Consider the following 26,838-nt stretch of genomic DNA (forward strand, 5'->3'; position numbering starts at 1 on the left):
CCAAAACACGCCGAACGCGCGCAAATGCAAACTCGCGTCGCGGTTGGTCATCAGAATCAAGAGTTTGCAGTATCGCTGCTTCACCGGAAAAAACATGGCAAACATCAACGAATCACTTGCAAGCCTTATGGACATTGACGGCGCCGCCTGCGCAGCCATCGTCGATAGCAACAGCGGCATGCTGCTGGGCAGTCAGGGCTCGGGCATGGACATCATGCTGGCGGCCGCCGGCAACACCGAAGTCGTCCGCGCCAAGATGCGCACGATGCAATCACTCAAACTTGACGACACGATCGAGGACATGCTGATCACCCTCGGCAAGCAGTTTCACATCATCCGGCCGATCAAGGCGGCGCCGGGCCTCTTCATCTATCTGGTACTCGACAAGAGCAAGTCGAACCTCGCACTGGCGCGCCACAAGGCCGCCGGCGTAGAAGCCGAACTGAAAATCTGACGCGTCAGCGCGCCGGCTACCCGGCGCTTTCCGGGCGACGGGCCGGCACGACGTGCACGCCCGCCGCCAGTGCAACGCCAATCGCCAGCAACGCAGCCGCCAGCAGGTACGCTGCGCCGGGCACGCCGTAGCCTTTGCCGGCACCGATCGCCCACGACAGCACGTACGAGAACAGTAGCGGGCCGATCAGACCGGTCAGCCCCATCAGGCTCGAATTGGCGCCCTGCAGCTGGCCCTGATGCTCCGCCGCCACTTCGCGCGTCATCAGCGCCTGCGCTGCCGGCCCGAACAGCCCCATGAAGGCACCGAACGGAATGCCAGCCCAGAACCAGTGCCCCTGCGGCGCCAGACCGTAGATGGTCAGTGCAGCAACCCCCGAGGCAAGGCCTGCCAGCAGCGCCTTGCGCTCACCGATGGCCTTCACCACTTTGCCGACCAGTCCGCCCTGCACAATGATGCTGGCCACACCGACCATCGCCAGCGTAAAACCCACCATCTTTGCGTCCCAGCCAAAACGGTAGCCCGCATGCAGCACGAAGGTGACAGGCAGCACATGGTGCGCCAACAGATAAAGCGTATTGATCATCGACAGCCGCTTCAGCAGCGGCGTGGAGTTGAGCAGCTTCAACGCACCAAACGGATTGGCGTCCTTGATGCGGAAGGCGCTGCGCTTTTCGGACGGCAATGATTCAGGCAACACGAAAAAGCCGTAAGCCGCATTGATCAGCGCAATGCCACCGGCAATCCAGAACGGCAGGCGTGGGTCCATCGCGCCGAATACGCCGCCCAGCAAGGGCCCGAGCACGAAGCCTATGCCCCACGCCGCGCCGAGCATGCCGAACTTTGCAGCGCGCTGCTCGGGTGGCGTCACGTCGGCGATGTAGGCACCCGCCGTGGACATGTTGGCCATGGTGATACCGCCGATCACCCGTGCCACGAACAGCCACACGAGCGAGGGCGCCAGCGCGGCAAAGAAAAAATCCAGCGCCAGACCGAAGCAGGAGATCAGAATCACCGGGCGCCGGCCGAAGCGGTCGGACAGCGCGCCAAGCACCGGCGAAAAGATCAGCTGCATCAGCGCCCAGCTCATCGAGAACAGGCCGTTGATCTCGGCCGCGTGCGCCGCGTCACCCGCAAACTGCTCAATCAGCTTCGGCAGCACCGGGATCACCACGCCGATGGCAATCACATCCAGCAACACCACCGCGAAGATGAACGCGAAGGCGGGTTGCAGCCGCTGCGTCGCCACGGCGTTGCTCACAGACTCTTTGCCTTGCGCGCGTTCTCCGTGATGGTATCGAGGCTGGCGCCGGGTGTGAGATCCTGCGGATCGACCGTGAGCTCAATCACCACAGGCTTCTTCGCGTTACGCGTGAAGGCGAGCGCCTCGGCAAAGGCAGCGTCAAACTCGGTGTTGGTGGTGACCGTGAAACCCTTGCCACCAAAGCTTTCGCCGTACTTGGCGAAGTCGGGGTTCACCAGCTGGGTGCCGTACACCCGCGACGGATGCTCGCGCTCCTGATGCATGCGGATGGTGCCGTACATACCGTTGTTGAACACGATGCAGATTGGCGCACCGCCGTACTGCACGGCAGTGGCCAGCTCCTGCGAGGTCATCATGAAGTCGCCATCGCCGGCGACGTTGATCGACGTGCGTTCGGGCGCCACGATCGACGCCATCACCGCAGCGGGCACGCCGTAACCCATGGCGCCGCTGGTGGGTGCGAGCTGCGATTTATCGCAATGCTCGATGCCGGCATACGGCCAGAAGCGATGCGCCCAGGTGGCAAAGTTGCCAGCGCCGTTGGTGACGATGCTGTCCTTCGGCGCCAGACGCTTCAGCGTCTGCACCACTTCCCACAGATTGAGCTTCGCCGGTGTAGCACGATTCTTGTAGAGCGGCGGCAGGCCACGCCAGGCAGCGAGATCGGCTTGCACTTCAGCGAGCGCGGCTTTGCGCGACGCCGCCTTGATTTCATCGAGTTTCGTGCCCGCCATCGCAGCCGCGAACTCCGCCACACCTGCTGCAATCATGACGTCCGCCTGATACACGCGACCCAATTCATTGGGGTCACCGTGCACGTGGATCATCGTCTGCTTCGGCGTCGGCACCTCAAACAGCGTATAGCCCGAGGTGGTCATCTCGCCGAGCCGCGCACCGATGGTCAACACCACGTCGGCGTTCTTGATGCGGGCGAAGAGCTTGGGGTTGATGCCGATGCCGACGTCGCCAGCGAAGTTCGGATGGCTGTTGTCGAGCGTGTCCTGAAAGCGGAATGCGCAGCCGACCGGCAAGTCGTTCGCCTCCGCAAACTCGCGCAGTTGCTTCGCGGCCGCACGCTTCCAGCCGTAACCGCCAACGATCACGAACGGCCGCTCGGCGCCCGCAAGCAGCTCACGCACACGCGCCACATCGGCGTTACCCGGATGCGACTGCACGGCGCGATACGGCCGCGCCTCGGCGACGCTCGCGGTCGCGGCGAGCATGTCCTCCGGCAGCGCCAGCACAACAGGCCCCGGGCGGCCACTGGTCGCAATCTGGAAGGCGTGCGCCATGTATTCCGGAACGCGGGCGGCGTCGTCAATCTGCGCGACCCACTTCGCCATCGGCCCGAACATGCGGCGATAGTCAACTTCCTGAAACGCTTCGCGCTCGACGAAGTCATTGCCCACTTGCCCGACCAGCAGAATCATCGGCGATGAATCCTGAAACGCCGTATGCACGCCAATTGCGGCATTGGTGGCGCCGGGTCCTCGGGTGACCAGGCAGATGCCTGGCTTGCCGGTGAGCTTGGCGTAGCTCTCGGCCATGAACGCCGCGCCGCCCTCCTGCCGGCAAATCACGAAGCGGAAGTCTTCCTTGTGCTGGTAGAGGCCATCGAGCACTTCGAGGTAGCTTTCACCGGGCACGCCGAAGGCGGTGTCAACACCGTGGGTAATCAATGCATCGGCGATCAGATGACCACCGGAACGGGAGGGGAATGCAGAAGTCGTCATACGTGTAAGCTTAACCAAATGAGCAGTTCCATCGCCGCGCCCGAGGCGACATTTCGGGCCGAGGCGACGACCATCAGCGTTGTCAGCCTCGCCCACGGCACCTCCCATTTTTTCCAGCTTCTGCTACCGCCGCTGTTTCCGTGGCTGGCGACCGAGTTTTCGCTGTCGTTCGCCCAGCTCGGCACGCTGGCCAGCCTGTTCTATCTGGTCTCTGCCCTCGGACAGGCCGCGGCGGGTTTCATCGTCGATCGCGTCGGTGCGCGCGTGGTGATGTTTGGCGGGCTGACGCTGTTTGCCATTGCAGCACTGACTGCCGCGATGGCGGACGGCTACGCACTGCTGGTGGTTGCATCAATACTGCTTGGCATCGGCAACTCGCCATTCCATCCGGTGGATTTCAGCATCATCAACCAGCGGATTTCGAGCGAACGCATCGGCCATGCCTACAGCGCGCACGGCCTCAGTGGCACGCTGGGCTACGCCTCGGCGACCTTTGTCATGGTGATGCTGGCGCAGGTGTTTGGCTGGCGTTATGCGCTCGGCAGCGCAGCCGTCTTCGCCCTCGGCGTGCTGGCGGTGGCCGTGACTTTCCGCGACGCGATCGACACCCGGCACACCATCCACAAGGCGACCGCAGCCGCTGCCGCAGGTGGCGGGGCAACATCGCACACGGCATCCAGCTTCGGCTTTTTGCGGCATCCGGTGGTCTGGCTCTGCTTTGCATTCTTCTTCGTCATTACCTTCAGCAATTCAGCGATCCAGAATTTCTCGACGCCAGCATTGCAGGCAACCGCTGGCCTCAAACTGACGCTGGCGGCCACCGCGCTGACCGGCTACCTCGTCTGCAGCGCGATCGGGCAGCTCGCCGGTGGCTTCGCCATCAGCCGCCAGTGGGCTGACCCGGAGCGCATCATCGCCACCGCCCTGAGTGGCTCGGCAATCCTGCTGATCGTCGCGGCGACCGGCGTGGCGGGTAGTGTCGGCACGCTGCTGCTGGTGATGCTCGCCGGCCTCGGTACCGGCGTGGCCGGGCCATCGCGCGACTTGCTGATCAAACGGGCAACACCTGCTGGCGCCACCGGGCGCGTCTATGGCACGGTCTACTCGGGGCTCGATGCTGGTCTCGCCGTGTCGGCGCCGATCTTCGGCTGGCTGATGGACCATGATTTGCCGCGCTCGATCTTCTTCGGCGCTGCGACGGCGATGCTGGTGGCCATGCTGATCGGACTGGCCATCGGGCAAGTCACCCGCCGGCAGCGCGAGCAGCCGTCCGCAGCCTCGTGAGTCGCGCTACCGAAAACGAACATCGCAGCGAGCGGCGGTACGTCCACGCCTTCACCTTCGGCAACTTCCTGATCGGCACCGGTGTCATGCTGGCGCCGGGATTGCTGATGGTGCTGTCCGGCGATCTCGGCACCAGCGTGCCGCAGACGGCATTGCTAATCACCGTCGCGGCAGTAGCAATGTGCATCGGCTCGCCGGTGCTGGCCACGCTGACCTCACGCGTTGATCGCCGCACTGTGCTCGCCGGCTCGCTGACGCTCTATGCGATCGGGCACGCGCTGTGTGCATTTGCGCCCAGTCTGACCGTGCTGATCGTGGTGCGGACAATCACGCTGCTGGGCGCCGCAGTGTTCACTCCGCAAGCGGCAGCAACACTTGGGATCGTCATCGCGCCGGAGCGCCGGGCGGCGGCGATCACTGCGGTCTTCCTCGGCTGGTCAGTCGCCTCGGTGGCCGGCAGCCCACTGTCGGCATGGCTCGGTGCGCACCTCGGCTGGCGCCAGACGTTTGGCCTGTTCGCCGCACTTTGCGTGCTCGGCGTGATATGGGTGCTTCGTGTGGTGCCCGCCGGGCTGCACGGCACGTCACTCTCACGCGACGCGTGGCGGCAGGTAGTGCAGCACCCGGCGCTGATCGCGATTCTGGTCGTTACAGCGGTATCGGCATCCGGCCAGTTCACCACCTTCGCCTACATCGCGCCGTTTGTTGCGCACACGCTCGACCCGTCACCGAATACGCTGTCACTGGCACTGGTGCTGTTCGGCCTCGCGGGTGTGATCGGCAACGTCTGGGCGACGCGGCGCATCGGCACCGCGGGCCCGACGTCGAACGTGACGCTGTCGCTGTGGTCGATGTGCGCCGGCATGCTGGTGCTGGCCGCCGCTGGTGCTTCGTGGGCGGGCTTTGTGCTGGGTGCACTGGCCTGGGGTGGCGGCGTGTTCGCCAACAACTCCTCGCAACAGGCGCGACTGGTGGCCGCCTCGCCCGCGCTCGCTGGCGCCAGCATTGCGCTCAACACCAGCATGATCTATCTGGGGCAGGCGATCGGCACCTCGCTTGGCGGCGCCGTGATCGCCGGCAGCAGCTACAGCACGCTGCCGGTGGTCGGTGCCGTGGTACTACTGGCAGCGCTGGCGCTGTCGTGGCGGGCGGAGCGGCGCAACAGGTAACAGCGTCGCCGGCACCGCGCGCGAGATCCGCCGCAACGAAGCAGCTCAGCGGCAAAATCCTCGATTTAATTGGGCTCAGCGCTGCTTTTTGGCAAAAGTCGATATTTTGCGTTTCTGCCTTTGAGGCCCTTTACAACGGTACTTTGACAGAAAAGCTGCTGAGTCAACGGCGATATGCGCGCCCGTGTATCAGCAGCTTGCCGTCAACGGTCAGGGCACCGTCGGTGTGATCGTCACCAGATAGTTCATGATCGCCGCGGCGTCACGCGTGGCGGCCGGGCCGACGGCGCCGGCAACCACGGCCGCCTGCGGCAGGCCGAGCATGAAGCGAAGGATCATCAGGCCATCGGTCAGTGCGTCGACGCTGCCGTTGTTGTCGATGTCGAGCAGCGGACGGATGCTGTCGAGATGGGTCAACATGGCGGCGGCCGTGGTGCGTGTGGCGCCGCCCCCGAGCGCATTGGCGATCATGGCATTGCCGCGGTAACCAAGCAGGTAGCGCAGCATGATCACGGCGTCGGTTGCGCCAGCATAGCCGCCGTTGAGATCGACGTCGAGCGCACGCGGAATGCCGCAGTACGCCGACAACGCGGTCAAAGTGATGTTGTCGATACGCGCGCCCGCGAGACCCGTGGCGGAAACCGAACTGTCGGTGGCGACACGCCACTTCAGCCGTACCATCTGGCCCGCCGCCGCAGCCGGCAGATTGATCACCGAGTTGATATACGTCGGCGCCGCCGTGGTGCCACCCGACAAACCGCTCCACGCCGAGCGGCTGGCGATCGCGCTGCCGAAGCTGGCCGAAATCGTGCCCGTATAGCCCCCGGTCAGAAACGCGTTGCCGCCACTGGTGATGTCAGTGAACGCACCGCCATTGACGCTGTATTCGAGCACCATGCCATCGAAGTAGTTGCTGACGCCGCTTTCCAGGTTGTAGAGGTTGCGGAACGCCAGCTGCGCGCCACCCGCCGGCACCGCGATAGCGGGCGAGATGAGCTCAGTGTTGCCCACGGCCGCAGCACTCGGTGCGACGGCGACGTTCGGGGTGCTGTTGACCGGTCCGGTCGCCACTGTCGTCCACGCGGTCAGCCCGCCACTGATGGCGGTTGTCCAGCCACCCGGCAGCGCGGGTGCGGTCACGCCGTCGTAGGCTTCGATGAAATACGGCGCCGGGGTGCTGCCAAGGCGCATCGTGTAGCTCGCCGTGCCGAGATTGGTCGCGCCGTCCTGCAAGCTCAGGTTGAGCGTGATGTTGTCGCCACAGGTGCCAGCAGCCTTGAAGGTGAACGGCCGCGATACCGCCGCACCGCCGGCGATGACGCTGCCGTAGGTGGCGGCCGCGCTCGGATTGGTAACCCCGGCGTTGGCCTGCAACGTGGCCACCAGATTGGTTGTGTTGGCGGTGCCGACGTTGACCAGGGGCAAGCTGACTGTCAGGCGCTCGCCGGGGTCTGCCGCGCTGTTCAATAGCACGGCGTCTTCCGCAGTGATCACTACCGGCAGCGCGGAGTTCACGATCGGCACCGGAGTGAGGCAGCCAGAGAAGGTTGCGACGCCACCGTTGGTCACCACCAGGCTGCCCGACGTCAGACTGTTGTAGCCGGCGAGGCGTGCCGTCGCGGTGTACGTTCCCGGCGACACTGCGGCGCTGTAGGTTCCCGCAGCCCCGGTGACGCGCAAAAAACCGCCGGTGATGGAGACGGTGACGCCGCTCACAGGTGCCGAGGTAGAGCAATTGGTGAGGGTACCGGAAATGGTGCCGCGCGGCGACGGCGTACAGGTCCCCGGCGCGAACTTGGCAATGCGGGTTCGCCATGCGGCCGACGCCGCACTCGCCTGGTACTCCTGCGTGAACCAGAAGGTGCAGTCGTCCACCGGGTCGAGCGACATCTGGCTGTAGTCGCCCCAGCGCGATGAAGCGGAAGTCTGCGCCCCCGAGCCAGCAATGATGCTCTGCTCGCCGCTGACCAGGCCGGTACCGGCGGCGTCGGTGCCAAGCCGCGCGGCATAGCGGATCGACGGCGAAACCGAACTGCTGGATACGCTGTAGCCCAGCGCGATGTCGCCCTGATGGTTCATGGCAACACTACCCATCCAGCGGTGGGCAGTGTCGGCAGCGCCGCCATCGAATGTCTGCGCCTCGCGGACGCTGAAGGCACCAGTCGGCGTGCTGCGGCGCAAATCGTAGAAGCGAACCGCCGCGCGATACGCCGGGTAGGTTGCAGCATTGACCGTGTGGGTCATCACCAGCGACTCGCTGGTGCCGAGATTGCGATAGCCCAGACGGAACATCAGGCGATCTTCGAGAGCGTCAAGGCCCACTGTAGTGGACGGCTGCGGCACCACGCTCCGGGTGGTGGCGGAGCCTGGCCGCGGGTCAAACGCCGGCACCGTCAGCGGGCTGCCAGTCCGTTCGGTGAACGTGGAGTTGGCGGGCGTCGCGAAGTCAACCTTGAAATCAAAAATGCGCAGTTGATCGGCAGGGTCGCCAAACTCGACCGCCTGGAAGTAGGCGAACGGCGCTGGCGCCCCGGCTGGCGGCAGCGCCAATCCATCAAGACTGCCCGGCAAGATACCGCCAATGCCGTAGGTGCCGTTGACACCACCCGGCGGGAACAGCACTGCCGTGTCAAAGTAGACAAAACTTGCCGTCGGATCGCCGGCCAGCATCTTGGCACGGTCAAACGCAAACACGCCAGACTGCTGAAACGCCGTACCGGCCTGGTTGAACTGGTTGTCGGTCATGTAGTAGCCATCGGGCCACAGGCCGAACTTCGGATAGTCGTTGAACTTGTTGTTCGGCATCTGGAAGTCGTACAGGTAGTACGCGCCAGTCGGGTCGGGCGTCTTCGAGATGGCAATGAGCTGGTGATTGTTGGGGTCCGCCAGCGTGCAGAACTGGCTGATCAGCCAGCGATCGGCGAGCTGGTCGTACAGCACGACCGGATCGCCGTCGTTCGCCGTACGGCAGGCGCCTGACAGCGTGCCGAACAGTGTTGAAAACGGAATGGTCGCCGTCAAGGCTGCACCTGCGCGGTCCCAGACGCGAAACGCCGAGTTGACCGCCTGCACGTAATGGTTGGGGCCGACTGCACCCGTGGTGTCCGGCGGCAGGAAGCCCTGGCCGATGGCCGTGGTGTCAGTGAACACGATGCCGTCGAACTGCACAGTGGCCGGATTGGGCAGGTTGCGGATCGGCGCCCGGGTCTGCTCCGACCACAGCGCGCCGTCTGGCTTGCCGGCCATCGACTTGTCGGCCACCCGCATCGGACGACGGTTGCTCGAGTTGATCGTTTCGTAAAAAGGGTCCGACGCCAGGCGCTTGCGCAACACGCCGGTCGGCACGTCGGTCATTTCCGCAACCGGCACTGACTCGCCAAAGTGGAGCACCTGTCCGGTGTAGAGCCCCCGCGAGGCCGCCAGCGCCATCTGCTCGGCGGTGGGCTTGGTCGGATTGATGAACGGTGCGTTGGTCTGCGCCTGTGTACCGGCCAGCGTCACCACGGCAAGCGCGGCGGCTGCAACGCGCCGTAGACCCCGGTGGACAAGGATTGCTTTTGTCATTGTGTGTGCCCATGCGTTGCCGCGAGGCTGGTTCTTACCCCATGGCAATTGAACTCGGCAAAAAATTGAACCCCGATACTGATCGCGAATGTTGGAGTGGCATCGCGGCAGGTCATTGCTGCTGCCGTTCGCGACATTCGCGCCGTGTCTTTGCTTCTTTGTGTCGCTCTGATTCTTGCAGACATCCACTGATGGGAGTAAGGTTTTCTTGCGTCGGCGGAGTGCGGTGCGCACGCCTCACGGCCCGCAGCAGATGACAGCGGGCGGTGAGGCGCATGTACGCGGGCCGCCCGTCGAGTCGCACGAATGCAACAGGTCGACTTTCGCTGAAAATATGCTCCAAGCCCATATCCGACGCGCTTTCACGCAAAAAGCTGTCCACGCATTGCAGGCAGGTGTTCTGTGCCCGGTTAGCGAAAAAATCGCGCGCAACCGTAAAAACATCTGATAGAACACCCGATGTTCGCGCAACAACCGGCCAAAAGCCCGTTGAACAGCGAACCGACTCGTTGCAAACCGCGCAACACAGGGGCACAGAAAAGTGATGTGCCGGTTGGCAGTGCAGTCGTGACCGTTAGTTCCAAAAACAACTTTTACGCTGCAGGTCACCATCACCATGTCTACCTACGAATCGGCCGCATTGTGGAGTGCGACGCCGCTCGCCTCTGACGAAAAAAAGCTCGCCTCCACCGGTCTTTCGGTGCGCCAGCGCAAGCTGCTCTCCCTCCTCACCCAGCCCGTCACTGCCGACCAGCTCGCGCAGAACATCGCGCTGCCGGTAGAGGAGATTCATCACGCGCTGGAACGCTTTGCCAAACTTGGGCTTGCCACGACCGACGCCAGCAGCGGTGACCCGATGCAGTTGCGAATGCAGCGCGCATCGTCCGGCACCGGCTCATCCAAAACACCGCTGTTCGTCGGCATCGGCGCTGCCGCGCTTGCCGCAGTCGCCGTTGTGTGGTGGCTGATGAGCGGCTCCTCGGCGCCCAAGTCGTCCGCGCCAACGCCGGCCACGCAACCGGGCGCTGCTCCGCAGGCGGCGGCACCGCGTGCGCCTGCGGCGACCGGCTCACTCGACTCGGCTGACATCGCGCTGCCACGAAGCGGTGCCGCTGCCGTCGCTGCGGCGGCGCCGACGACGACGCCAAATGCGCGCGAAATCGCCGCCAGGGAAAAGGAAGCCGCCAAAGAGGCTGCAAAGGAAGCGGCACGCGAGGCCGCCAAAGAGGCGGCTGCTACCGCCAAGGCCGCAGCGGCCCAGCAGGCCAAGGCAGCGCCAGCGACGCAAGCAGCAGCAGCAACCAGTGCACCGGCTGCCACCACCACTGCGGCCGCCCCGGCGCAAACCCCGCCCGCAGCTGCCCAGACACCGGCTCCGGCCCCGGCGCCAGTCGCCGCAGCACCGGTCGCCACGACGCCGGCGGCTGCGCCCGCTGCCGCACGTCCGGCGCCAGCGCCGGCAGCACGTGAAATCAAACTGGTCAATCGGGTCGAGCCGATCTTCCCGCGTGGTGTGGATGCCGATCGCGGCACCGTTCGTGCGCGCCTGCAAGTGAATGCCAGCGGCGCCGTCACCGGTGTCGAAATCGTTGAAGCGAACCCGCGACGGGTGTTCGATCGTGCCGTATCCGCTGCGTTGCAGCAGTGGCGTTATGAGCCCACCGGCGAAGCGTTCTCAACCATGGCGGAAATCAGCTTCAGCCGCTGATGGGTGACTGACTGCGGCGCCGCGCGCGCCGCAGCACAACCTGCCGGCTACCGGCACTGCCGGCGAGCTACGCGCGGATGTCCTTCACCAGGGAGGCCAGTTGCTCCGGCGCGATCTCGATGTGTTGCGGATAGTTGGTGTGATCGCAGCCGAGTTTGACGCCCGCACCCGCCAGCAGCGCGGCACGCATCGGTGCAGTGAATTCAAAGCGCAGGAAGTGCACCGCTGAGGTCTTCTCGTCGGTCTCGCGATCGAGGTCTTCGTCGGCGATCGCGTACACACGCGGCTGACCTTCCACCTCAACAAACATGCGATCCTCGACATCAATCAGGCGTGCCAGCTCACGCCGGCGCTCGTTGATGTCAGCGTACTCGATCAGCATCGTCGCCTTCCAGTTGCTGCCATCCGGGATCAACGGGTTGTAGGCATCAAGCTCGCTCTGGATGCCTTCTTCCTCGAAGATCTTCTCGACGCGCAGCATCTCCTGAATCTGATACTGGATCGTCTCGCGATCTTCAAACTGCAAGGTGATGTGTTCACCCAGATGCACAGTGCGCGCGCGGCGGTGTGCGATCAGTTTCGGTTTGTTTTCCTTGAGGTACTTGCTGTAGGCCTCGAGGGTCATGAGGTCGGAGTGGGTCAGTGCTGCCATATCCACAATTTGCTTGCTAAGTTGGTTACTTCGAAAGACCGTAAGCCTTCGCGATCAGGCTGATCGGATGTGCCAGCTCGGGCTTGACGTCACCAAACTGCCCTTCGCGAATGCCCTGCTCGATGTGATGTCCTGACAACTGGCAATCCGACGAGATGTATTTGGGCGCGTTGCTCATCATCGCGCGGAACACCGGCTTGCCGATCTTCATCGCGGTCTTGTGATGCTCTTTCTTCACGCCGTAGGTGCCGGCGTGGCCCGAACAGCGCTCCACCGTGTTGACCGTGGTGCCGGGCACCAGCTTCAACATCTCCTCGGTCTTCTTGCCGACGTTCTGCACGCGGCTGTGACAGGGAATGTGATAGCTCACCGCACCCAGTTCGGCTTTGAAATCGGTCTTCAGCAAGCCGTCCTTCTGTCGCGCGATCAGGTACTCAAACGGATCCCACATCGCGTCCTGCACCGCTTTCGCATCCGCGTTGTCGGGCATCAAGAGCGGAATCTCCTGCTTGAACATCAGCGTGCACGATGGAATCGCCGTGAGAATCGCGTAGCCCTCACGTGCGTATTTCGCGAGCACCGGCAGATTGAACGACGCGAGTTCCGCGACGCCATCCAAGTCGCCCAGCTCCAGCTTTGGCATGCCGCAGCACTTTTCCTTGTTGACGATTTCGTACGGAATGTCGTTGTGCGCGAGCACGGCCAGCAGGTCCATGCCGATGCCGGGCTCGTTGTAATTTACATAGCAGGTCGAAAAGATTGCGACCTTGCCGGGGGTGCGTTCGCCGTTCTTTGCCGGAGCAGCAGTCTTCGGCGCGGCTTTGGCCTGCGAACGGAATTTTTTGGTGGCGAGCGACGGGATCCAGGCGTCCTTGTCGACGCCGAGCTGGCTCTCCATCACACCGCGACCAAACGACGAATGGTTCACCGCATTGGCCACCTGCACCACAATCGGGATGCCAGCGAATTTGCCCTGCGTGTCAGTCGATGCCAGGAACTTCTCGGCGGCGCGCACTTCGCCCTTTTTGTACTTGACGGCCTTGGCACGCAGCATCAGGTGCGGGAAGTCCACGTTCCACTCATGCGGCGGCGTGTACGGGCACTTCGTCATGTAGCAGACGTCACACAGATAGCACTGGTCCACCACCTTCATGTAGTCGGCCTTGGCGACGCCGTCGACTTCCATCGTCGACGATTCGTCAATCAGGTCGAACAGCGTCGGGAACGCATTGCACAGGCTCACGCAGCGGCGGCAGCCGTGGCAGATGTCATAGACGCGCTCAAGCTCGTGGTTGAGCTTGTCTTCGTTCCAGAAGTCCGGGTTCTTCCAGTCGATCGGGTGGCGTGTCGGCGCCTCAAGATTGCCTTCGCGTGACATTAGCTTGGTTCTCCGTGGTGAGAAGGACGTCGCGCGCTTTGCGCGCTAAGACGACGGCGTGCGCTGCGCGCCGCCTAGGACGACGCTCGCATTTGCTCGCTAGGACGCAAGGTTGCGATACGCCACGCCCCAATCAACGAGTCGCATTACGCTACACGTCGACGGGAGACAGCCATCGGCCATCTGCTCGCGTCCTAGGCCAGCCGCAGGCGCCGCCGCCGTCCTAGGCCGGGCCGCATGGCCCAGGCCGTCGTCCTGGCACGCGCAGCGTGCGTCGTCCTGCGCTGCGCAGCAGCGCTTAGTCTTGCAGCGCTTCCAGCGCCTTTTGATAGCGATTGGCGTGCGAGCGTTCGGCCTTGGCCAGCGTCTCAAACCAGTCGGCGATTTCGTCGAAGCCTTCTTCGCGTGCCGATTTGGCCATGCCGGGGTACATGTCGGTGTACTCGTGCGTTTCGCCAGCGACCGCGGACTTCAGGTTGTCGCGCGTGGCGCCGATCGGCATATCGGTCGCCGGATCACCCACCATTGCGAGGTAGTCGAGGTGACCGTGGGCATGACCGGTTTCGCCTTCGGCAGTGGAGCGGAACAGCGCTGCCACGTCGTTCTGGCCTTCAACGTCCGCCTTGTTTGCGAAGTAGAGGTAACGGCGATTGGCCTGGCTTTCGCCGGCGAACGCGTCTTTCAGGTTCTGATGGGTCTTCGTACCTTTGAGGTTCATAGGTGCACTCCTGTTGATCCAGATTTGGCCCGACCGTCGTCAGGCTCAGATCGAAGTATCACCCGTTCAGTAATCGCCTGTGACGATTTTTTTGCATCATTCTGATCGTCACAGCCGATCACACACGTCTTGGCGCCACGCATGGTTGCGTCCGTGCAGGCCCGCCTGACGGCAGCGCCGGGTTACCCGTGCAGGAAGCCCAGCTCGTGCAACGCTGCCCGCAACGCGTCCTCCAGCGGGGTGACTGGCGTTTCGCCAATCATCGCCTGCAAGGCACCGCCATCGAGCGCATGCGGTACCTCCCACAAATAGCGCATTTCGGTAATTTCGCGCAGGATCGGCACCAGTGGCGAGATGGCGCGCAGCAATGGCCAAGGCATCCCGCCCACCCGCAGCGGGCGACCCGCCACCCGTCCGAGGGCCGCGCACAGTTCGTCGCCGGTCAGCGTGTAGCCCGGGAAGTGCAATCGCAGGTGTGCCGGCAGGTTCGCGCGCACGGCGGCAACGGCGACGAATGCGCGTGCGAGGTCAGGCAGGTATGCCCACGCATGCGTAACGTCGCCGCGTCCGGGGTAAGTCAGGCGCCCCTTGCCGATTGACTTGGTGATGGTGTTATCGAACCAGTTGCCGACGCCCCCACCGATGAATTCGCCAGCACGGATGACGACCGATTGCACACCACGATGGGCCGCCGCGTCCGCGAGCGCCTGCTCCATGGCAATCCGCACCTGGCCCTTGCGCGTGGTCGCGCGCTGCGGCGTGTCTGGCAGCAACCGCGCGGGCATGTTGGCGCCGAAGTTATAGACGTTGCCGGGGAACATCAGGCGCGCATGCAGCGTGGCAGCGAGCGTGATTGCTGCCTGCAGCATGGGCAGTGCCTGTTGCGGCCAGCGCGTGTACGGCGGGTTGGCCGCAAACACCACGACATCCGTTGTCCCTACCGCTCGGCGAATGACCTCGGTGTCATCCACCGCGGCCTCGATCTGCCGCACCAGCGGACTGACAGGCTCACCGCCGGACCGTGGCTTGCGGGCGACTGCGTACGTGGTCCAGCCGGCAGCGGCGAAGGCTTTCACCAGCTCGCGACCGAGGCGTCCATTGCTGCCCAAAATGACGGCGGTGTTGCTCACTTCGTTCACCCGTGGTCGCCGGCCGCCGCAGGCGACTGGCGTTTGTTGCGATGATGACGGGAGATTATTGAGAGGCTGAGACAATAAAACAATTACATATCATTGCAATCCAGCTATTCACTATCGTATAACGTGCATCAAAAGCTGCGATCCCGACCATGCCACCGATCCAACCTGCCTCGCCGCCGTTTGACTGGGCGCTGCTGCCCAGTTTTCTTGCCGTAATTGAGCACGGCAGCCTGCTGCGCGCGTCTCGGGCGCTGAAGCAGTCGCAGCCAACCCTCGGCCGCCATATTGAAGCCCTGGAAACGCAGCTAGGTGTAAGCCTGTTCGAACGCACCGGGCGCGGACTGCTGCCAACGGCTGAGGCGCGCGTAATCGCCGAGCACGCGCGCGGCATGCAGGCCAGCGCCGATGCGCTGACACGCGCAGTCTCCGGCAGCGGGCAGACGGCGCGCGGCACGGTGCGCATCACCGCAAGCCAGATCGTCGCTGCATTCGTGCTGCCACCGCTCCTTACAAAGCTGGCACAGGAGGCGCCAGAAGTCCAGATCGAAGTGGTCACCAGCAACGAGGTGAAGAACCTGCTGCGTCGCGAGGCGGACATTGCGATTCGCATGGTGCAACCGGCACAGGGCAGCCTCGTCGCGCGCAAGCTCGGCGAAGTCGCCGTCGGCGCCTTTGCCCATCGCCACTACATCAAACGCTACGGCGCCCCTGCCACGCCCGACGAGCTGCTGCAGCACCGTCTGATCGGCTTCGACACCGACGACACCATGCTGCGCGGCTTCCGCATGCTCGGCGCAGACGCCACCCACGAGTCATTCGCATTGCGCAGTGACGATCACGTCATGCACTGGGAGGCGATGCGCGCCGGCTACGGCATCGCATTCACCACGACGTATCTCGCCGGACGTGACCCCGGCGTGCAGCGCTTGCTGCCGGACCTGCCGATTCCGCCGCTACCCGTCTGGCTGACAACCCATCGCGAAATTCACGGCAGCGCCCGAATCCGCACGGTGTTCGACTTTCTCGCCCGGACGCTGCCGCCGGCGATGGGCATCACATCGTGACGCAATCTGGCGGATACATCTTTTTCATGAAAGCACCATTCAATAAGGGCTATGAGCATGTTTTAAGCAAAAGTCGACTTTATTGACTTTTATGGTTGAAGCCCAAATAAAAAGGGCATTTTGGATGAAAGCTGCTTTGTCCATCACAACGATTTGATGCGGGTTTGCGCAGCAGAATTGCCGTTGCTGCGACGCAGAAATCGCATAAAATTTGGGCAATGACAAATGAACTCATCGATCAAACGGTCCCAAACTCCACGACCGCCGAGGCTGCACCAGCCGACACTGATACTGCCATCAATGCACAAGCCGCGCCGGCGCAACCGCAGGCACCGGTGACGCCGCCCGCCGCAGCGGACGCCAGCGACGGCATCACGTTTGCCAAACTGAACCTTGCCGAGCCGATCCTCCGCGCAGTGACCGACGCCGGCTACGTGAAGCCGACGCCGATCCAGGCGCAGGCGATCCCGGTCGTGCTGGCCGGGCTGGACGTCATGGGCGGCGCCCAGACTGGCACCGGCAAGACGGCCGCGTTCACACTGCCGATCCTGAACCGTATGCTCAAGCACGCGAACACCTCGCCCTCGCCCGCCCGCCATCCCGTGCGTGCGCTGATGCTGGCGCCCACGCGCGAACTGGCGATCCAGATCGAAGAATCGGTCGAAACCTACGCCAAACACACGGGCCTGCGCTCCACGGTGGTGTTCGGCGGCGTCGACATCAAGGAACAGAAGGCCGCCGTGCGCGCCGGCGTCGAGATCCTCGTCGCCACGCCGGGCCGCCTGCTCGACCACATCGAGCAGAAGAACCTCGCGCTCAATCAGGTCGAAGTGCTGGTGCTCGACGAAGCCGACCGCATGCTCGACATGGGCTTCATCCCTGACATCGTGCGCATCATCGGCATGCTGCCCGAGAAGCGGCAAAGCCTGCTGTTCTCGGCGACGTTCTCCGACGAAATCAAGAAGCTTGCTGATCGCATGCTGAAGTCGCCGACGCTGATCGAAGTCGCGCGCCGCAATGAATCGGCCGCCAATGTCGCGCAGCAGATGTTCCGCGTGCATGGCGACGACAAGCGCCGCCTGCTCGGCCATCTCGTGAACTCGCAGAACCTCACGCAGGTGCTCGTCTTCTCGCGCTCCAAGCTGCAGACGGCCCGCCTCGCGCGCGAGCTGGCGCGTGACGGCTTTGCCACCGATGCCATTCACGGCGACAAATCGCAGGAAGAGCGCATCAAGGCGCTCGACGGCTTCAAGAACGGCACCACGCGCATCCTGGTCGCCACCGACGTCGCCGCGCGCGGCCTCGACATCGATCAACTGCCGACGGTAGTGAACTACGAGCTGCCGTTCGTGGCCGAAGACTACGTGCACCGCATCGGCCGCACCGGTCGCGCGGGTGCCAGCGGCACTGCGATCTCGTTCGTATCGCCCGACGACGGCAAGCTGCTCGCCGAAATCGAAAAGCTCATCAAGCGCAAGCTCGATGAGCAGCCGATGCCCGATCTCTCGCGCTACGGCGATCGCTACGGCCCGCGCCGCGAGCCACGTGAAGGCGGCGGCGAAGTGCGCCGCTCAATGACCGAGCCGCGCCCGAACAGCGATCGCGGTCCGCGCGACAAGTCGCACTACGACCTGAACCCTGACCAGCCGGTCAGCGTGTCCAATGCACGCGGCGCACGTGGTGGCCGCAACAACGCGCTCGGACGCCAGGCGACCCGCGAAATCTGCGTGCTGCTCAAGGCACCGGTGCGGCATGCGCCGGTCGTCGCCAGCGTGGCTGCGGCCGCTGCTCCGGTGGTGGAATCCGCCGCAGAAACGCCGCAAGCGGCGGAAGCCGTCGCCAGCTAATTAGCGAATTGTGGGAGCGGCTCCGCCGCGACTCCCGGCAGCAAACGCAGGTCGCGGCATAGCCGCTCATGCATTGGGCGAGCGGCGTACATTGCCGCGTTAGCATTGATCGAAACCAACCGAGTTTCATCAATGCCCTCCCTCTCCCCATCCGCGCAGAAAGTGCAAGACTGGCTCGCCGCCAACGGCAGCGCCGCACAAGTCATCGAGCTCGAACATCCCGGCCGCACCGCCGCCGAAGCCGCGGCACTGCTCAAGTGCGACGTTGCGCAGATCGCCAAAAGCATCATCTTCCGTAACGCGGCGGACGGCACATCGGTGCTGGTGATCACCAGCGGCGCCAACCGCGTCGACGAGAAGAAAGTCACGGCACTCACCGGCATCACGCTCGCCAAAGCCGACGCCAACTTCGTGCGAGAACAGACCGGCTACGCCATCGGCGGCGTGCCACCCATCGCCCACGCCAGACCCGGCACCATTGTCATGGACGAAGACCTGTTCCGCTTCGCTACGGTGTTCCCGGCAGGCGGCACGCCGCATGCGATGTTTGAGGTTGCGACCGAGGAGTTGGGGCGGCTTAGTGGGGCGCGGGTGGGCGCGGTTCGTGTTTAGAGCCGTAGGGTGGATGCGCGCAGCGCTATCCACCAGGCAGCGGTGCCACGGAGCTCCGGATAACGCTATGTTTGTCCGGTCTACTAGCTATTTGCTCGCAACGTAAATTCCGGTCACGAAAACTGCTGCGAGCCACGCAGCAAAAATACCTGAAGCAAATCCTGGGTTCGCCAAAGTTATCGCGCCTCCCAGAAAACTGAGGGTAGCCAGAGCAAGTAGGTAACCTGCCGCCCAACGATTCTTCTTTGATGGAGTATTGTCCCCGTAGTGGGTCAACACTTTTGCATTCGGTTCGAAGCGCAGGATCGCCGACACAAGCAACAGCAATGCCCCGCCGATAAACATCACAATCATTGTCATAGCGCCTCCCTTTTCTCAGTTGCTACAGCATAAGCGAGAAGACATCTTACGCAAAACGTAGGCTGGGTTGAAAACCCAGCGCGCCCCTCGGCAAGCAATTCGCTGGGTCGCGACCCAGCCTACAAGATTGGTACTACTTCAACGTCGCCAAATACTCCGCCAGATCAAGCCGATCTTTTGCTTCGTCTACCGAGTAGCCCATGCGCTGGCCCGGAATCAGGGCTTCGGGGTTGGTGAGCCAACGCTGCAGTAGCGCGACGTCCCACACGATCTTGCTGGCCTTCAGGGCGGACGAGTAGTCATAGTCCTTCACGCTGCCCGCCTTGCGGCCAACGACGCCGCGGTGTTTCGGGCCAACGCGATTTTCTTCAACACTGTGACAGCCGATGCAGCGATTTTCGTAGAGCGTCTTGCCGCGCACGGCATCTGCGGACACGCTGGTGCTGAGTGATGCGCTGAGCACCGCGAACGGCAACACGAGGATTAACGAGAGCTTCGTTGGCATGGCGTTGACTTTCTGTGGCGAGAATAAAAAAGGACGACCGGGAAGAGCGGTCGTCCAGCGGGGAGAGGCGTCGAGCAATTGATCCGTTCCGACTGCCCTGCGGTGTGTCGTTCATGGTTCGACAAGCTCACCACGAACGGAGGTGAGTGGTGAGTGCAGCCTTTAGTCCTGGGCGAAGTCGAAGGGTCACCGCGAATGGAAGTGCTAGTTGAGGCTACTGAGTTACGCGCCGAACGAAAGCGCCATCGCGGGCAACGGCCGGCCCAGCGCGTTGGCGAGGATCGACCAGTGCATCGTCTCGTCGGCTGCGAGGCGGGCGGCGACTTTGGCGAGCGCCGTGTCCTTGAACGACGGGATCACGCCGAGGTAGGCGTTGGTGGCGCCCAATTCCAGGCGAGCGGCGAGATCGAGCACGTCGGCCTGATTCTTGAGCGCACCGGCGTTCAGTGCCTTCGCATAGTCGTCGAGCTTCTTTTCTTCGACCGGCTTGCCGCCAAGCTTCTGGATGGTGGCGATCAGCGCGTCGCGATGCGCCTTGTGGTGCGACTGGAACGACACCGCAATGTCGAGCACCGGCTTCTGCAGCAAGCCACTACTGGCACCGAGCTGGTAGGCGTTGATCGCTTCGTGCTCCAACCCGAGCGCGACGTTCAAGATGCCGACGTCGGCCGCGGTATTGCCCGCCATGCCTTGTCCGGCTTGCGCCAGCGCACTGTTGCCAGCAAGCAGCGCCACGGTGCTTGCGGAGAGCGTTGCGGTGGTAGCCAGAAAGCGGCGGCGTGACGAAACACGTGACGACGCCTCGCCATTGACGATAGTGTTCATGTTGCACTCCTTGTGCGTGGGGAAAGTTGGTTGACGCCGTGCCTTACGCATGCCGTTGGCATCCGGTTTTGTTATGCATGCAAGCCTCCCCTGCAACGCAGGGGAGGTGTCGCAGAGCGACGGAGGGGTTGGTCGCCTTATCGCCGTGCTTGCGTGACGCCACCTACCCCTCTGTCGGCTGCGCCGACATCTCCCCCGCCGCGCAGGGGCAACTTGCACGGCTTGTTTCGTTATCATTTTGTGTATGACTACATTTGCAATCACCACCGCCACCCGCGATGACGTTCGCGATATCGAAGCGCTCGTGCGCGAGCTTGCCGTTTACGAAAAGCTGGAACACCTGATGGTCAGCACGCCGGCTGACTTCGAGCGTGAACTGTTTGGGCCGAACGCGGTGATCGAGTGCATCATGGCTAAGGAGGATGGCCGCGCCGTGGGCTTTGCGCTGTACTTCCACAATTTCTCCACCTTCCTCGGGCGTCGCGGGCTGTACCTTGAAGACCTGTTCGTCAAGCCGGAATGTCGCGGCAAAGGTTACGGCAAGGCATTGCTGGTGCGACTCGCGCAGATCGCGGTGGAGCGCAATTGCGGGCGCTTCGAGTGGAGCGTGCTGGACTGGAACCAGCCTTCGATCGATTTCTACGAGGCGATGGGCGCGAAGATACTGCCCGACTGGCGAATTGTGCGCACTACCGGTGATTCACTGGCCGCGCTGGCGGCGAAGTGAGCCGCACATGAAGGGATGACAGCAATGACGATGCGTATCGTCCGGCCAACACTTGACCACCTGCCTGCCTACGTTGCTGCGCTGCGTCAGGGCTATTCGCCCGACAACGTGCGCGGCGCTGTCGCGGCGCAGGAGATACTTGCCCGCATCGACGCCGATGCAACACGGTTCATCGACAGCATGGAAGACCGCGAGGCGAAAGGCCCGCTGGTGACCCTGCCCGACGGCAGTCAGGTCAACCGCATTCCGGGCTTCAACCGGTGGATGTGGGACGATGATCCGGAAGCGCCGTTCTGCGGCAGTATCAGCGCGCGCTGGCAGCCCGGCACCGCAGCGCTACCGCGGCATGTGCTGGGCCACGTCGGCTACTCGGTGGTGCCGTGGAAGCGCCAGCGCGGGTACGCAACACAGGCGCTAACGCAGATGCTGCTGGAAATTCGCGAGCTCGGTTTGCCGCATATCGACATCACCACCGACCCCGACAATCTGCCGTCGCAACGCGTGATCCTGGCCAACGGTGGCGTGTTCGTGGAAGCGTTCACCAAGCCGGCGGCGTTCGGCAACCATGCCGGGTTTCTGTATCGGATCGCGCTCGCCTGAGCACGAGAAATCTCAGCGACTGAAGTAGTCACGCACCGACAGGGTGTACTGCGTGCCGCTGATGGCGATCTCGGCCGGTGCGCCCATCGGCAGTGTCACTTTCGCCGGAATGTGGCCAAACGGGAAGCCAGTCAGCACCGGGCACGGCGCGATTTCGCGCAGGGTTTCGATCGCCTCGACCAGACTGTACGGATAGCGCATGCCGGCGGCCGGTTCGCAGTCGGTAAACGCGCCCAGGATGATCGCGCGCTGGCGGTCGAGAATACCGGCGTGCTTGAGCTGCCAGAACATCCGTTCCACGCGATAGGGCGCCTCGCCAATGTCTTCCAGCAGCAGGATGCCGTCGTCGATCTGCGGCATGAAGGGCGTGCCGACCAGGTGAGTGATCATCGCCAGATTGGTGCCCCACAGCGTGCCGCGCACGGCGCCATTGCCGTGATCGACGTCGCTGGTTGCGGTCGGGTAGACGTAGCGATCCGACGACAGCAGCGCGACGAAGTGACGTTCGGCAAAGTTCCTCGCGTCGTCGTTCTCGGTCTGCGCAAACTCGCCGGCAGTCACCGGCCCGGCGAAGGTGACATAGTTCGCACGCGCCAGCGCGGCGAGAGAAAAGGCGGTCACGTCGCTGTAGCCGCAAAACACTTTTCGGGATGCAGCGACGTCGCTCCAGTCGATGCGATCCAGCAGACGCGAAAGTCCATAGCCGCCACGCGCAAACAGCACCACGTCGGCCTCGCTCGCCAGCGCCCGATGCAGCGACGTCAACCGTTGGCCATCGTCGCCCGCGAAGTAGCGCCACTGTGCGGTGGCGTCAATTTCATCGTCAATGTGGGTGCCGAGCAGCGCGAGCCGCTCGCGGCCACGGCGCAGGCGCTCTGCATCGACGCTGCCGGAGAGCGCGATGGTTGCGAAGGCAAAGGGAATGGCGGGGCGTGACGGGCAGATCGACAAGGAATTCTCTTAGTCGGTGACGACAACGATACGACAAGCGTATCAGCGTGGTTGTTTTGTGACGCAAATCACCAAGCCAGCGGGCGCGCTGTGGGATATTAGGACGACGGCGGACTCAATGCACCTGCCGCCTGTCTCCGATTGGTACTCCAGCCACAAGGCTCGCTGACGCATGCACACGAAGCCACTCCCCGCAACCCGCACGGGAATCCGTCTCCGCCAACTGGCGATGCTGTGTTCGTTGCCGCTGCTGGGCTTGCTCCACACGACGAGTGTGGGCGCGCAAGCGCCACAGCCGCCCATCTTCATCGGGCAAAGTATCGCCACCTCGGGTAGTCTGGCCGAGCATGGTCGCGGCATCGTGCTTGGCGTGCTGGCGCACATCGAGGAATTCAACCGCGCGGGCGGTGTTGTCGGCCGTCACATCGAGCTGCGCACATTGGATGATGCCGGTGACAGCGCCAAAGCTACTGCCAATAGCCGTTCGCTGGCCGCCATGCCGGACGTACTGGCACTGTTCTCTGGCGCTGAGGGCGGGCCCTGCGTGGCTGGACTGCAGGTGGCCACGGAGCTGAAGATCCCGCAGGTTGGCTGCGCGGCCGGCTCCCCTGATCTGCGCGAGCCATTCAACCGCTACAGCTTTCCGATCCGCGCAGCACACTACAACGAGTTCGAGCGCCTGATTGCCAGTGCGTTGCAGCTCGGCGAGAAACGTATTGGTTTTCTTTACTCGCCCAACCCCAATGGCGAAAAGCACCTGGCCAACGTACGCAAGCTGCTCGCGGCCAAAGGCGAGACACTGGCGCTGGCACTTCCGCTTGATGCCAAAGCAACACCCGAAGAACTGGCGAAGAAAATTTTTGACGCGAAGATCGACGTCGTGTTCAACCACGGCAGCTACAGCACGATCGCGGCGATCTTCAAGGCCGACCGCAAATTCGAGCGGCAGACGCGCTTCATGGCGGTCAACTCGGGCGCGCAGCAGATGGTGAAGCTGCTCGGCGAGGACGCGCGCGGACTGGTGTTCACCCAGGTAGTGCCGTTCCCTTGGGCACGCACCCCCAATATCGTGCGCGACTATCGCGTCGCGCTGGAGAAGGTGGCACCGAAGGCGGAGCCGAGTTTCAGTTCACTGGAGGGCTACATCAACGCGCGCGTGCTGACGCTGGCGCTGCAGCGTGCAGGGCCACGCGTAACGCGCGAATCACTGGTGAGTGCGCTGGAGGGTTTGCGTGAGACTGATCTTGGCGGATTGCGGCTGCGCTACGGCCCGAATGACCGTACCGGGCTGAGCTACGTCGATACCGTCGTAGTCAAAGGCAACGGACAGTTCGTGCACTGACACCGCACTGCGGTGAGGGAGCGGCCAGCGCCGCTCCGTCTGCCTGCGACGGGTCAGCCGAGGTTCTTGCGCTGCGCGGTGATCTTTTCCAGCGTGGCGCTGAAACCGGCAAGACGTTCCTTCTCCTGAGCGACCACCGCCGCCGGTGCCTTGTCAGCAAAGGCCGGGTTGCCGAGCTTGGCGGTGGCCTTGGTGACTTCGGCCGTCAGGCGGGCAATCTCCTTGTCGAGGCGGGCGCGTTCGGCCACCGGATCAACCTTGATTTCGAGCATCAACCGGAAGTCACCAACCACCTGCACAGGGGCGTCGTTAGCTGGCAGCGCGTCAACAATGCGCACTTCCGAAAGCTTCGCCAGCGCGGCGAGATAAGGCGCGAATTCGCGCAGCGTTACCGCATCTCCCGTCGCGATTAGAGGTACGCGTTCTGCCGGCGAGATCTTCATCGTGCTGCGCAGCGTGCGGCACGAGGTGACCAATTCCTTGAGCACCGCCATCTTTGCATTCGCCTCGGCGCTGATGCGTTCGGCGCCGTACTTCGGGAACGGCTGGGTGCTGATTGACGCGCCAGACTTGCCCGCCAGCGGTGCCACCTTTTGCCACAGCTCCTCGCTGATGAAAGGCATGATCGGGTGCGCCAGACGCAGTGTGGCTTCCAGCTCGCGTACCAGCACGCTGCGGGTGCCGCGTGCGGCGGCGGCATTGCCTGCCTTGTCGGCATCAGTGATTTGCACCTTGGCGCATTCCACATACCAGTCGCAGTATTCGTCCCACACGAACTCGTAGAGCGCCTTGGCGGCGAAATCAAAGCGGTAGCTGTCGAGGCCTTCGGCGATGTCGCGCTTGGCGATCTGCAGGCGGCCGAGCAGCCAGCGGTCGACGAACGACAGGCTCTGCTCGCCGCCGTCAATGCCGCAATCTTTGCCTTCCACATTCATCAGCACAAAGCGGGTGGCGTTCCACAGTTTGTTGCAGAAGTTGCGGTAGCCCTCGCAGCGGCTCAGGTCGAAGTTAAGCGTCATCGACATGTTGCTCAGCGACGCGAAAGTGAAGCGCACCGCGTCGGCGCCGTAAGCCGGGATGCCGGTCGGGAAGTTCTTGCGGATGTACTTCTCCGCCTTCTCCTTGTGCGACGCGAGCATCAGGCCAGTGGTGGACTTGGCCACCAGTGGCTCCAGCTCAATGCCATCAAGCAGGTCGATCGGGTCAAGCACATTTCCCTTCGATTTGCTCATCTTGTTGCCTTCGGCGTCGCGCACCATCGCATTGATGTAGACGTCGCGGAAGGGCACTTTGTCAGTAAAGTGCAGCGTCATCATCACCATGCGGGCGACCCAGAAGAAGATGATGTCGTTGCCGGTGACGAGCACGTTGCTCGGCAAATACGCGCTGTCCTTTTCAAAGCGCGCCTGGTCTGGCCAGCCGAGCGTGGTGTGACACACCAGCGCGGAGGAGAACCAGGTGTCGAGCACGTCCGGGTCACGCGTGAGTGGTTTGCCGCCACTCTGCTTCAGTGCATCGGTCTCGCTGCGTGCGACATAAACCTTGCCATCGGCGTCGTACCACGCCGGAATCTGATGCCCCCACCAGAGCTGGCGCGAGATGCACCAGTCCTGGATGTTCTCCAGCCAGTGGTTGTAGGTCTGCGCCCAGTGTTCGGGGAAGAAGCGGATGTCACCCTTCTTCACCGCTTCCAGCGCGCGGCCGGCAAGGCCCTTCTCGTGCTTCGCGGTCGGCTTGCTGGTGGCGACAAACCACTGATCGGTGAGCATCGGTTCGACGATCTGGCCGGTGCGCTCGCACACCGGCACCATGTGCTTGTGCGGCACGGCCTTTTCGAGGAAGCCCTGCGCTTCGAGGTCTCTCAGCACCGCCTTGCGCGCATCGAAACGGTCCATGCCCTGATAGGCCTTGGGGCCGTTCTCGTTGACGTGGGCGTCGAGCGTGAAGATGGTGATCAGCGGCAGGTTGTGCCGCAGCGAGCAGGCGTAGTCGTTGAAGTCGTGGGCACCGGTGATCTTCACGCAGCCGGAGCCGAATTCGCGATCAACGAAATCATCCGCGATGATCGGAATGCTGCGATTCATCAGCGGGATGTCGACCATCTTGCCGATCAGATGCTTGTAACGCTCGTCCTCGGGATGCACCGCGAGAGCGCCGTCGGCCATCATCGTTTCCGGCCGCGTGGTGGCGATGTGCATGCCCCGGACGCCGTCGATCGGGCCGTGCGTGAACGGGTAGAGGATGTGCCACATGTGGCCGTCGCGCTCGACCGATTCCACTTCGAGATCGCTCACGGCGGACTGCAGCACCGGGTCCCAGTTCACCAGGCGCTTTCCGCGGTAGATGAGCCCTTCCTCGAACAGTTTGACGAACGTCTCCACCACGCCTTTCGACATGTGGCTGTCCATCGTGAAGTAGCCCTGGTTGGCGCCGCTGGCATCAGCGAAGCTCCAGTTGGCCGACGCGCCGAGGCGACGCATCTGCCGAGTGATGGTGGAGCCGGATTGCTCCTTCCACTGCCACACGCGTTTGGTAAATTCATCGCGGCCGAGGTCGTGGCGCGAGCTGCCTTGCGCCTGCAACTGCCGCTCCACGACGATCTGCGTGGCGATGCCGGCGTGATCGGTGCCAACGACCCAGTTGGTGTTGTCGCCCTTCATCCGGTGGTAGCGGATCATGGTGTCCATCAGCGTCTGCTGGAAGGCGTGGCCCATGTGCAGCGTGCCAGTCACGTTCGGTGGCGGCAACTGGATGGTGTAGCCCGGCTTCGACGCGTCGCCACTGGGGACGAAATAGCCCGCGCTCTCCCAGACCGGATACCACCTGGATTCAATGGCTTTCGGTTCGAATGACTTGGAGAGGGAATCGAGCGCGCTTTGGGCGGCCGGGCTGTTGGCAGTGGCGGACATGGCGACAAAAACGCCGCGACGGGCGCGGCAGCA

The 26,838-nt window shown here is 63.4% G+C and carries 22 protein-coding genes; 10 read left to right on the plus strand and 12 right to left on the minus strand.

Going from position 1 to position 26,838, the window contains the following annotated elements; genetic code table 11:
• Window positions 1–94: 94 nt before the first annotated feature.
• Entirely contained in the window at window positions 95–454 is a 360-nt protein-coding gene (locus FKL89_RS13755; RefSeq protein WP_156863353.1) for a hypothetical protein, read from the plus strand.
• Window positions 455–470: 16 nt separating this feature from the next.
• On the opposite strand, the gene FKL89_RS13760 is transcribed toward FKL89_RS13755, so the two are convergent.
• Window positions 471–1,715 carry a TCR/Tet family MFS transporter gene (locus tag FKL89_RS13760; protein ID WP_156863354.1) on the minus strand — a complete coding sequence of 415 codons (1,245 nt, stop codon included), beginning with the start codon at window positions 1,713–1,715 and terminating at the stop codon, window positions 471–473.
• Window positions 1,712–3,451: a thiamine pyrophosphate-binding protein gene (locus FKL89_RS13765; RefSeq protein ID WP_156863355.1), complete on the minus strand. Its 1,740-nt coding sequence runs from the start codon at window positions 3,449–3,451 to the stop codon at window positions 1,712–1,714. Before FKL89_RS13765 ends, FKL89_RS13760 begins: the two co-directional genes overlap by 4 nt.
• 18 nt (window positions 3,452–3,469) lie before the next feature.
• Between FKL89_RS13765 and FKL89_RS13770 the strand changes: the two genes are divergently transcribed.
• Window positions 3,470–4,735 carry an MFS transporter gene (locus FKL89_RS13770; protein ID WP_156863356.1) on the plus strand — a complete coding sequence of 422 codons (1,266 nt, stop codon included), beginning with the start codon at window positions 3,470–3,472 and terminating at the stop codon, window positions 4,733–4,735.
• Window positions 4,732–5,904, plus strand: a complete 1,173-nt coding sequence (locus tag FKL89_RS13775) for an MFS transporter (RefSeq protein WP_156863357.1) — start codon at window positions 4,732–4,734, stop codon at window positions 5,902–5,904. The genes FKL89_RS13770 and FKL89_RS13775 overlap by 4 nt, the downstream gene beginning before the upstream one ends.
• A gap of 210 nt (window positions 5,905–6,114) precedes the next feature.
• Here the strand turns inward: FKL89_RS13775 and FKL89_RS13780 are convergent, their stop codons facing one another.
• Window positions 6,115–9,468 (minus strand): carboxypeptidase-like regulatory domain-containing protein, encoded by a 3,354-nt coding sequence (locus FKL89_RS13780; RefSeq protein WP_156863358.1) that lies wholly within the window; start codon window positions 9,466–9,468, stop codon window positions 6,115–6,117.
• Between the two features lie 616 nt (window positions 9,469–10,084).
• On the opposite strand from FKL89_RS13780, the gene FKL89_RS13785 reads away from it, so the two are divergent.
• Complete coding sequence (locus FKL89_RS13785; protein ID WP_156863359.1) at window positions 10,085–11,176, plus strand: TonB family protein; 1,092 nt, start codon at window positions 10,085–10,087, stop codon at window positions 11,174–11,176.
• A gap of 67 nt (window positions 11,177–11,243) precedes the next feature.
• Here the strand turns inward: FKL89_RS13785 and FKL89_RS13790 are convergent, their stop codons facing one another.
• From FKL89_RS13790 to FKL89_RS13805, 4 genes are all read right to left on the minus strand, one after another.
• Window positions 11,244–11,828: a DUF3501 family protein gene (locus tag FKL89_RS13790; protein ID WP_156863360.1), complete on the minus strand. Its 585-nt coding sequence runs from the start codon at window positions 11,826–11,828 to the stop codon at window positions 11,244–11,246.
• 25 nt (window positions 11,829–11,853) lie between these two features.
• Window positions 11,854–13,206, minus strand: a complete 1,353-nt coding sequence (locus FKL89_RS13795) for a (Fe-S)-binding protein (protein ID WP_156863361.1) — start codon at window positions 13,204–13,206, stop codon at window positions 11,854–11,856.
• Between the two features lie 298 nt (window positions 13,207–13,504).
• On the minus strand, window positions 13,505–13,924 hold the full coding sequence (locus FKL89_RS13800) for a rubrerythrin family protein (protein ID WP_156863362.1): 420 nt from the start codon (window positions 13,922–13,924) through the stop codon (window positions 13,505–13,507).
• A 182-nt stretch (window positions 13,925–14,106) separates the two neighbouring features.
• On the minus strand, window positions 14,107–15,054 hold the full coding sequence (locus FKL89_RS13805) for an NAD-dependent epimerase/dehydratase family protein (protein WP_162527520.1): 948 nt from the start codon (window positions 15,052–15,054) through the stop codon (window positions 14,107–14,109).
• Between the two features lie 158 nt (window positions 15,055–15,212).
• Between FKL89_RS13805 and FKL89_RS13810 the strand changes: the two genes are divergently transcribed.
• The 3 genes from FKL89_RS13810 to FKL89_RS13820 all read left to right on the plus strand — a co-directional run bounded on the left by FKL89_RS13810 (window position 15,213) and on the right by FKL89_RS13820 (window position 18,586).
• Complete coding sequence (locus tag FKL89_RS13810; RefSeq protein WP_156863364.1) at window positions 15,213–16,127, plus strand: LysR family transcriptional regulator; 915 nt, start codon at window positions 15,213–15,215, stop codon at window positions 16,125–16,127.
• 218 nt (window positions 16,128–16,345) lie between these two features.
• The gene (locus FKL89_RS13815; protein ID WP_170293821.1) at window positions 16,346–17,974 is read left to right on the plus strand and encodes a DEAD/DEAH box helicase; all 1,629 of its coding nucleotides are present in this window, start codon (window positions 16,346–16,348) and stop codon (window positions 17,972–17,974) included.
• A 132-nt stretch (window positions 17,975–18,106) separates the two neighbouring features.
• Window positions 18,107–18,586 (plus strand): YbaK/EbsC family protein, encoded by a 480-nt coding sequence (locus FKL89_RS13820; protein ID WP_156863365.1) that lies wholly within the window; start codon window positions 18,107–18,109, stop codon window positions 18,584–18,586.
• 87 nt (window positions 18,587–18,673) lie between these two features.
• On the opposite strand, the gene FKL89_RS13825 is transcribed toward FKL89_RS13820, so the two are convergent.
• The 3 genes from FKL89_RS13825 to FKL89_RS13835 form a co-directional block, all read right to left on the minus strand.
• The gene (locus FKL89_RS13825; RefSeq protein ID WP_156863366.1) at window positions 18,674–18,946 is read right to left on the minus strand and encodes a hypothetical protein; all 273 of its coding nucleotides are present in this window, start codon (window positions 18,944–18,946) and stop codon (window positions 18,674–18,676) included.
• Window positions 18,947–19,079: 133 nt separating this feature from the next.
• The gene (locus FKL89_RS13830; RefSeq protein WP_156863367.1) at window positions 19,080–19,451 is read right to left on the minus strand and encodes a c-type cytochrome; all 372 of its coding nucleotides are present in this window, start codon (window positions 19,449–19,451) and stop codon (window positions 19,080–19,082) included.
• A 222-nt stretch (window positions 19,452–19,673) separates the two neighbouring features.
• On the minus strand, window positions 19,674–20,276 hold the full coding sequence (locus tag FKL89_RS13835) for a ferritin-like domain-containing protein (RefSeq protein ID WP_156863368.1): 603 nt from the start codon (window positions 20,274–20,276) through the stop codon (window positions 19,674–19,676).
• Window positions 20,277–20,520: 244 nt separating this feature from the next.
• Here FKL89_RS13835 and FKL89_RS13840 point away from each other — a divergent pair, with 244 nt between their 5' ends.
• Together FKL89_RS13840 and FKL89_RS13845 are read left to right on the plus strand one after the other, a co-directional pair.
• Complete coding sequence (locus tag FKL89_RS13840) at window positions 20,521–21,003, plus strand: GNAT family N-acetyltransferase (protein ID WP_156863369.1); 483 nt, start codon at window positions 20,521–20,523, stop codon at window positions 21,001–21,003.
• Between the two features lie 30 nt (window positions 21,004–21,033).
• Complete coding sequence (locus tag FKL89_RS13845; protein WP_156864706.1) at window positions 21,034–21,603, plus strand: GNAT family N-acetyltransferase; 570 nt, start codon at window positions 21,034–21,036, stop codon at window positions 21,601–21,603.
• A 12-nt stretch (window positions 21,604–21,615) separates the two neighbouring features.
• On the opposite strand, the gene FKL89_RS13850 is transcribed toward FKL89_RS13845, so the two are convergent.
• Window positions 21,616–22,554 (minus strand): LD-carboxypeptidase, encoded by a 939-nt coding sequence (locus FKL89_RS13850; RefSeq protein ID WP_156863370.1) that lies wholly within the window; start codon window positions 22,552–22,554, stop codon window positions 21,616–21,618.
• Between the two features lie 172 nt (window positions 22,555–22,726).
• On the opposite strand from FKL89_RS13850, the gene FKL89_RS13855 reads away from it, so the two are divergent.
• Window positions 22,727–23,896, plus strand: a complete 1,170-nt coding sequence (locus tag FKL89_RS13855; RefSeq protein WP_156863371.1) for an ABC transporter substrate-binding protein — start codon at window positions 22,727–22,729, stop codon at window positions 23,894–23,896.
• Window positions 23,897–23,949: 53 nt separating this feature from the next.
• Here FKL89_RS13855 and FKL89_RS13860 read toward each other — a convergent pair whose 3' ends face one another.
• The gene (locus tag FKL89_RS13860) at window positions 23,950–26,805 is read right to left on the minus strand and encodes a valine--tRNA ligase (protein WP_156863372.1); all 2,856 of its coding nucleotides are present in this window, start codon (window positions 26,803–26,805) and stop codon (window positions 23,950–23,952) included.
• Between the last annotated feature and the right edge of the window lie 33 nt (window positions 26,806–26,838).

The sequence above is a fragment of the Casimicrobium huifangae genome, assembly GCF_009746125.1.
GTDB classification, from domain to species: Bacteria; Pseudomonadota; Gammaproteobacteria; order Burkholderiales; family Casimicrobiaceae; genus Casimicrobium; species Casimicrobium huifangae.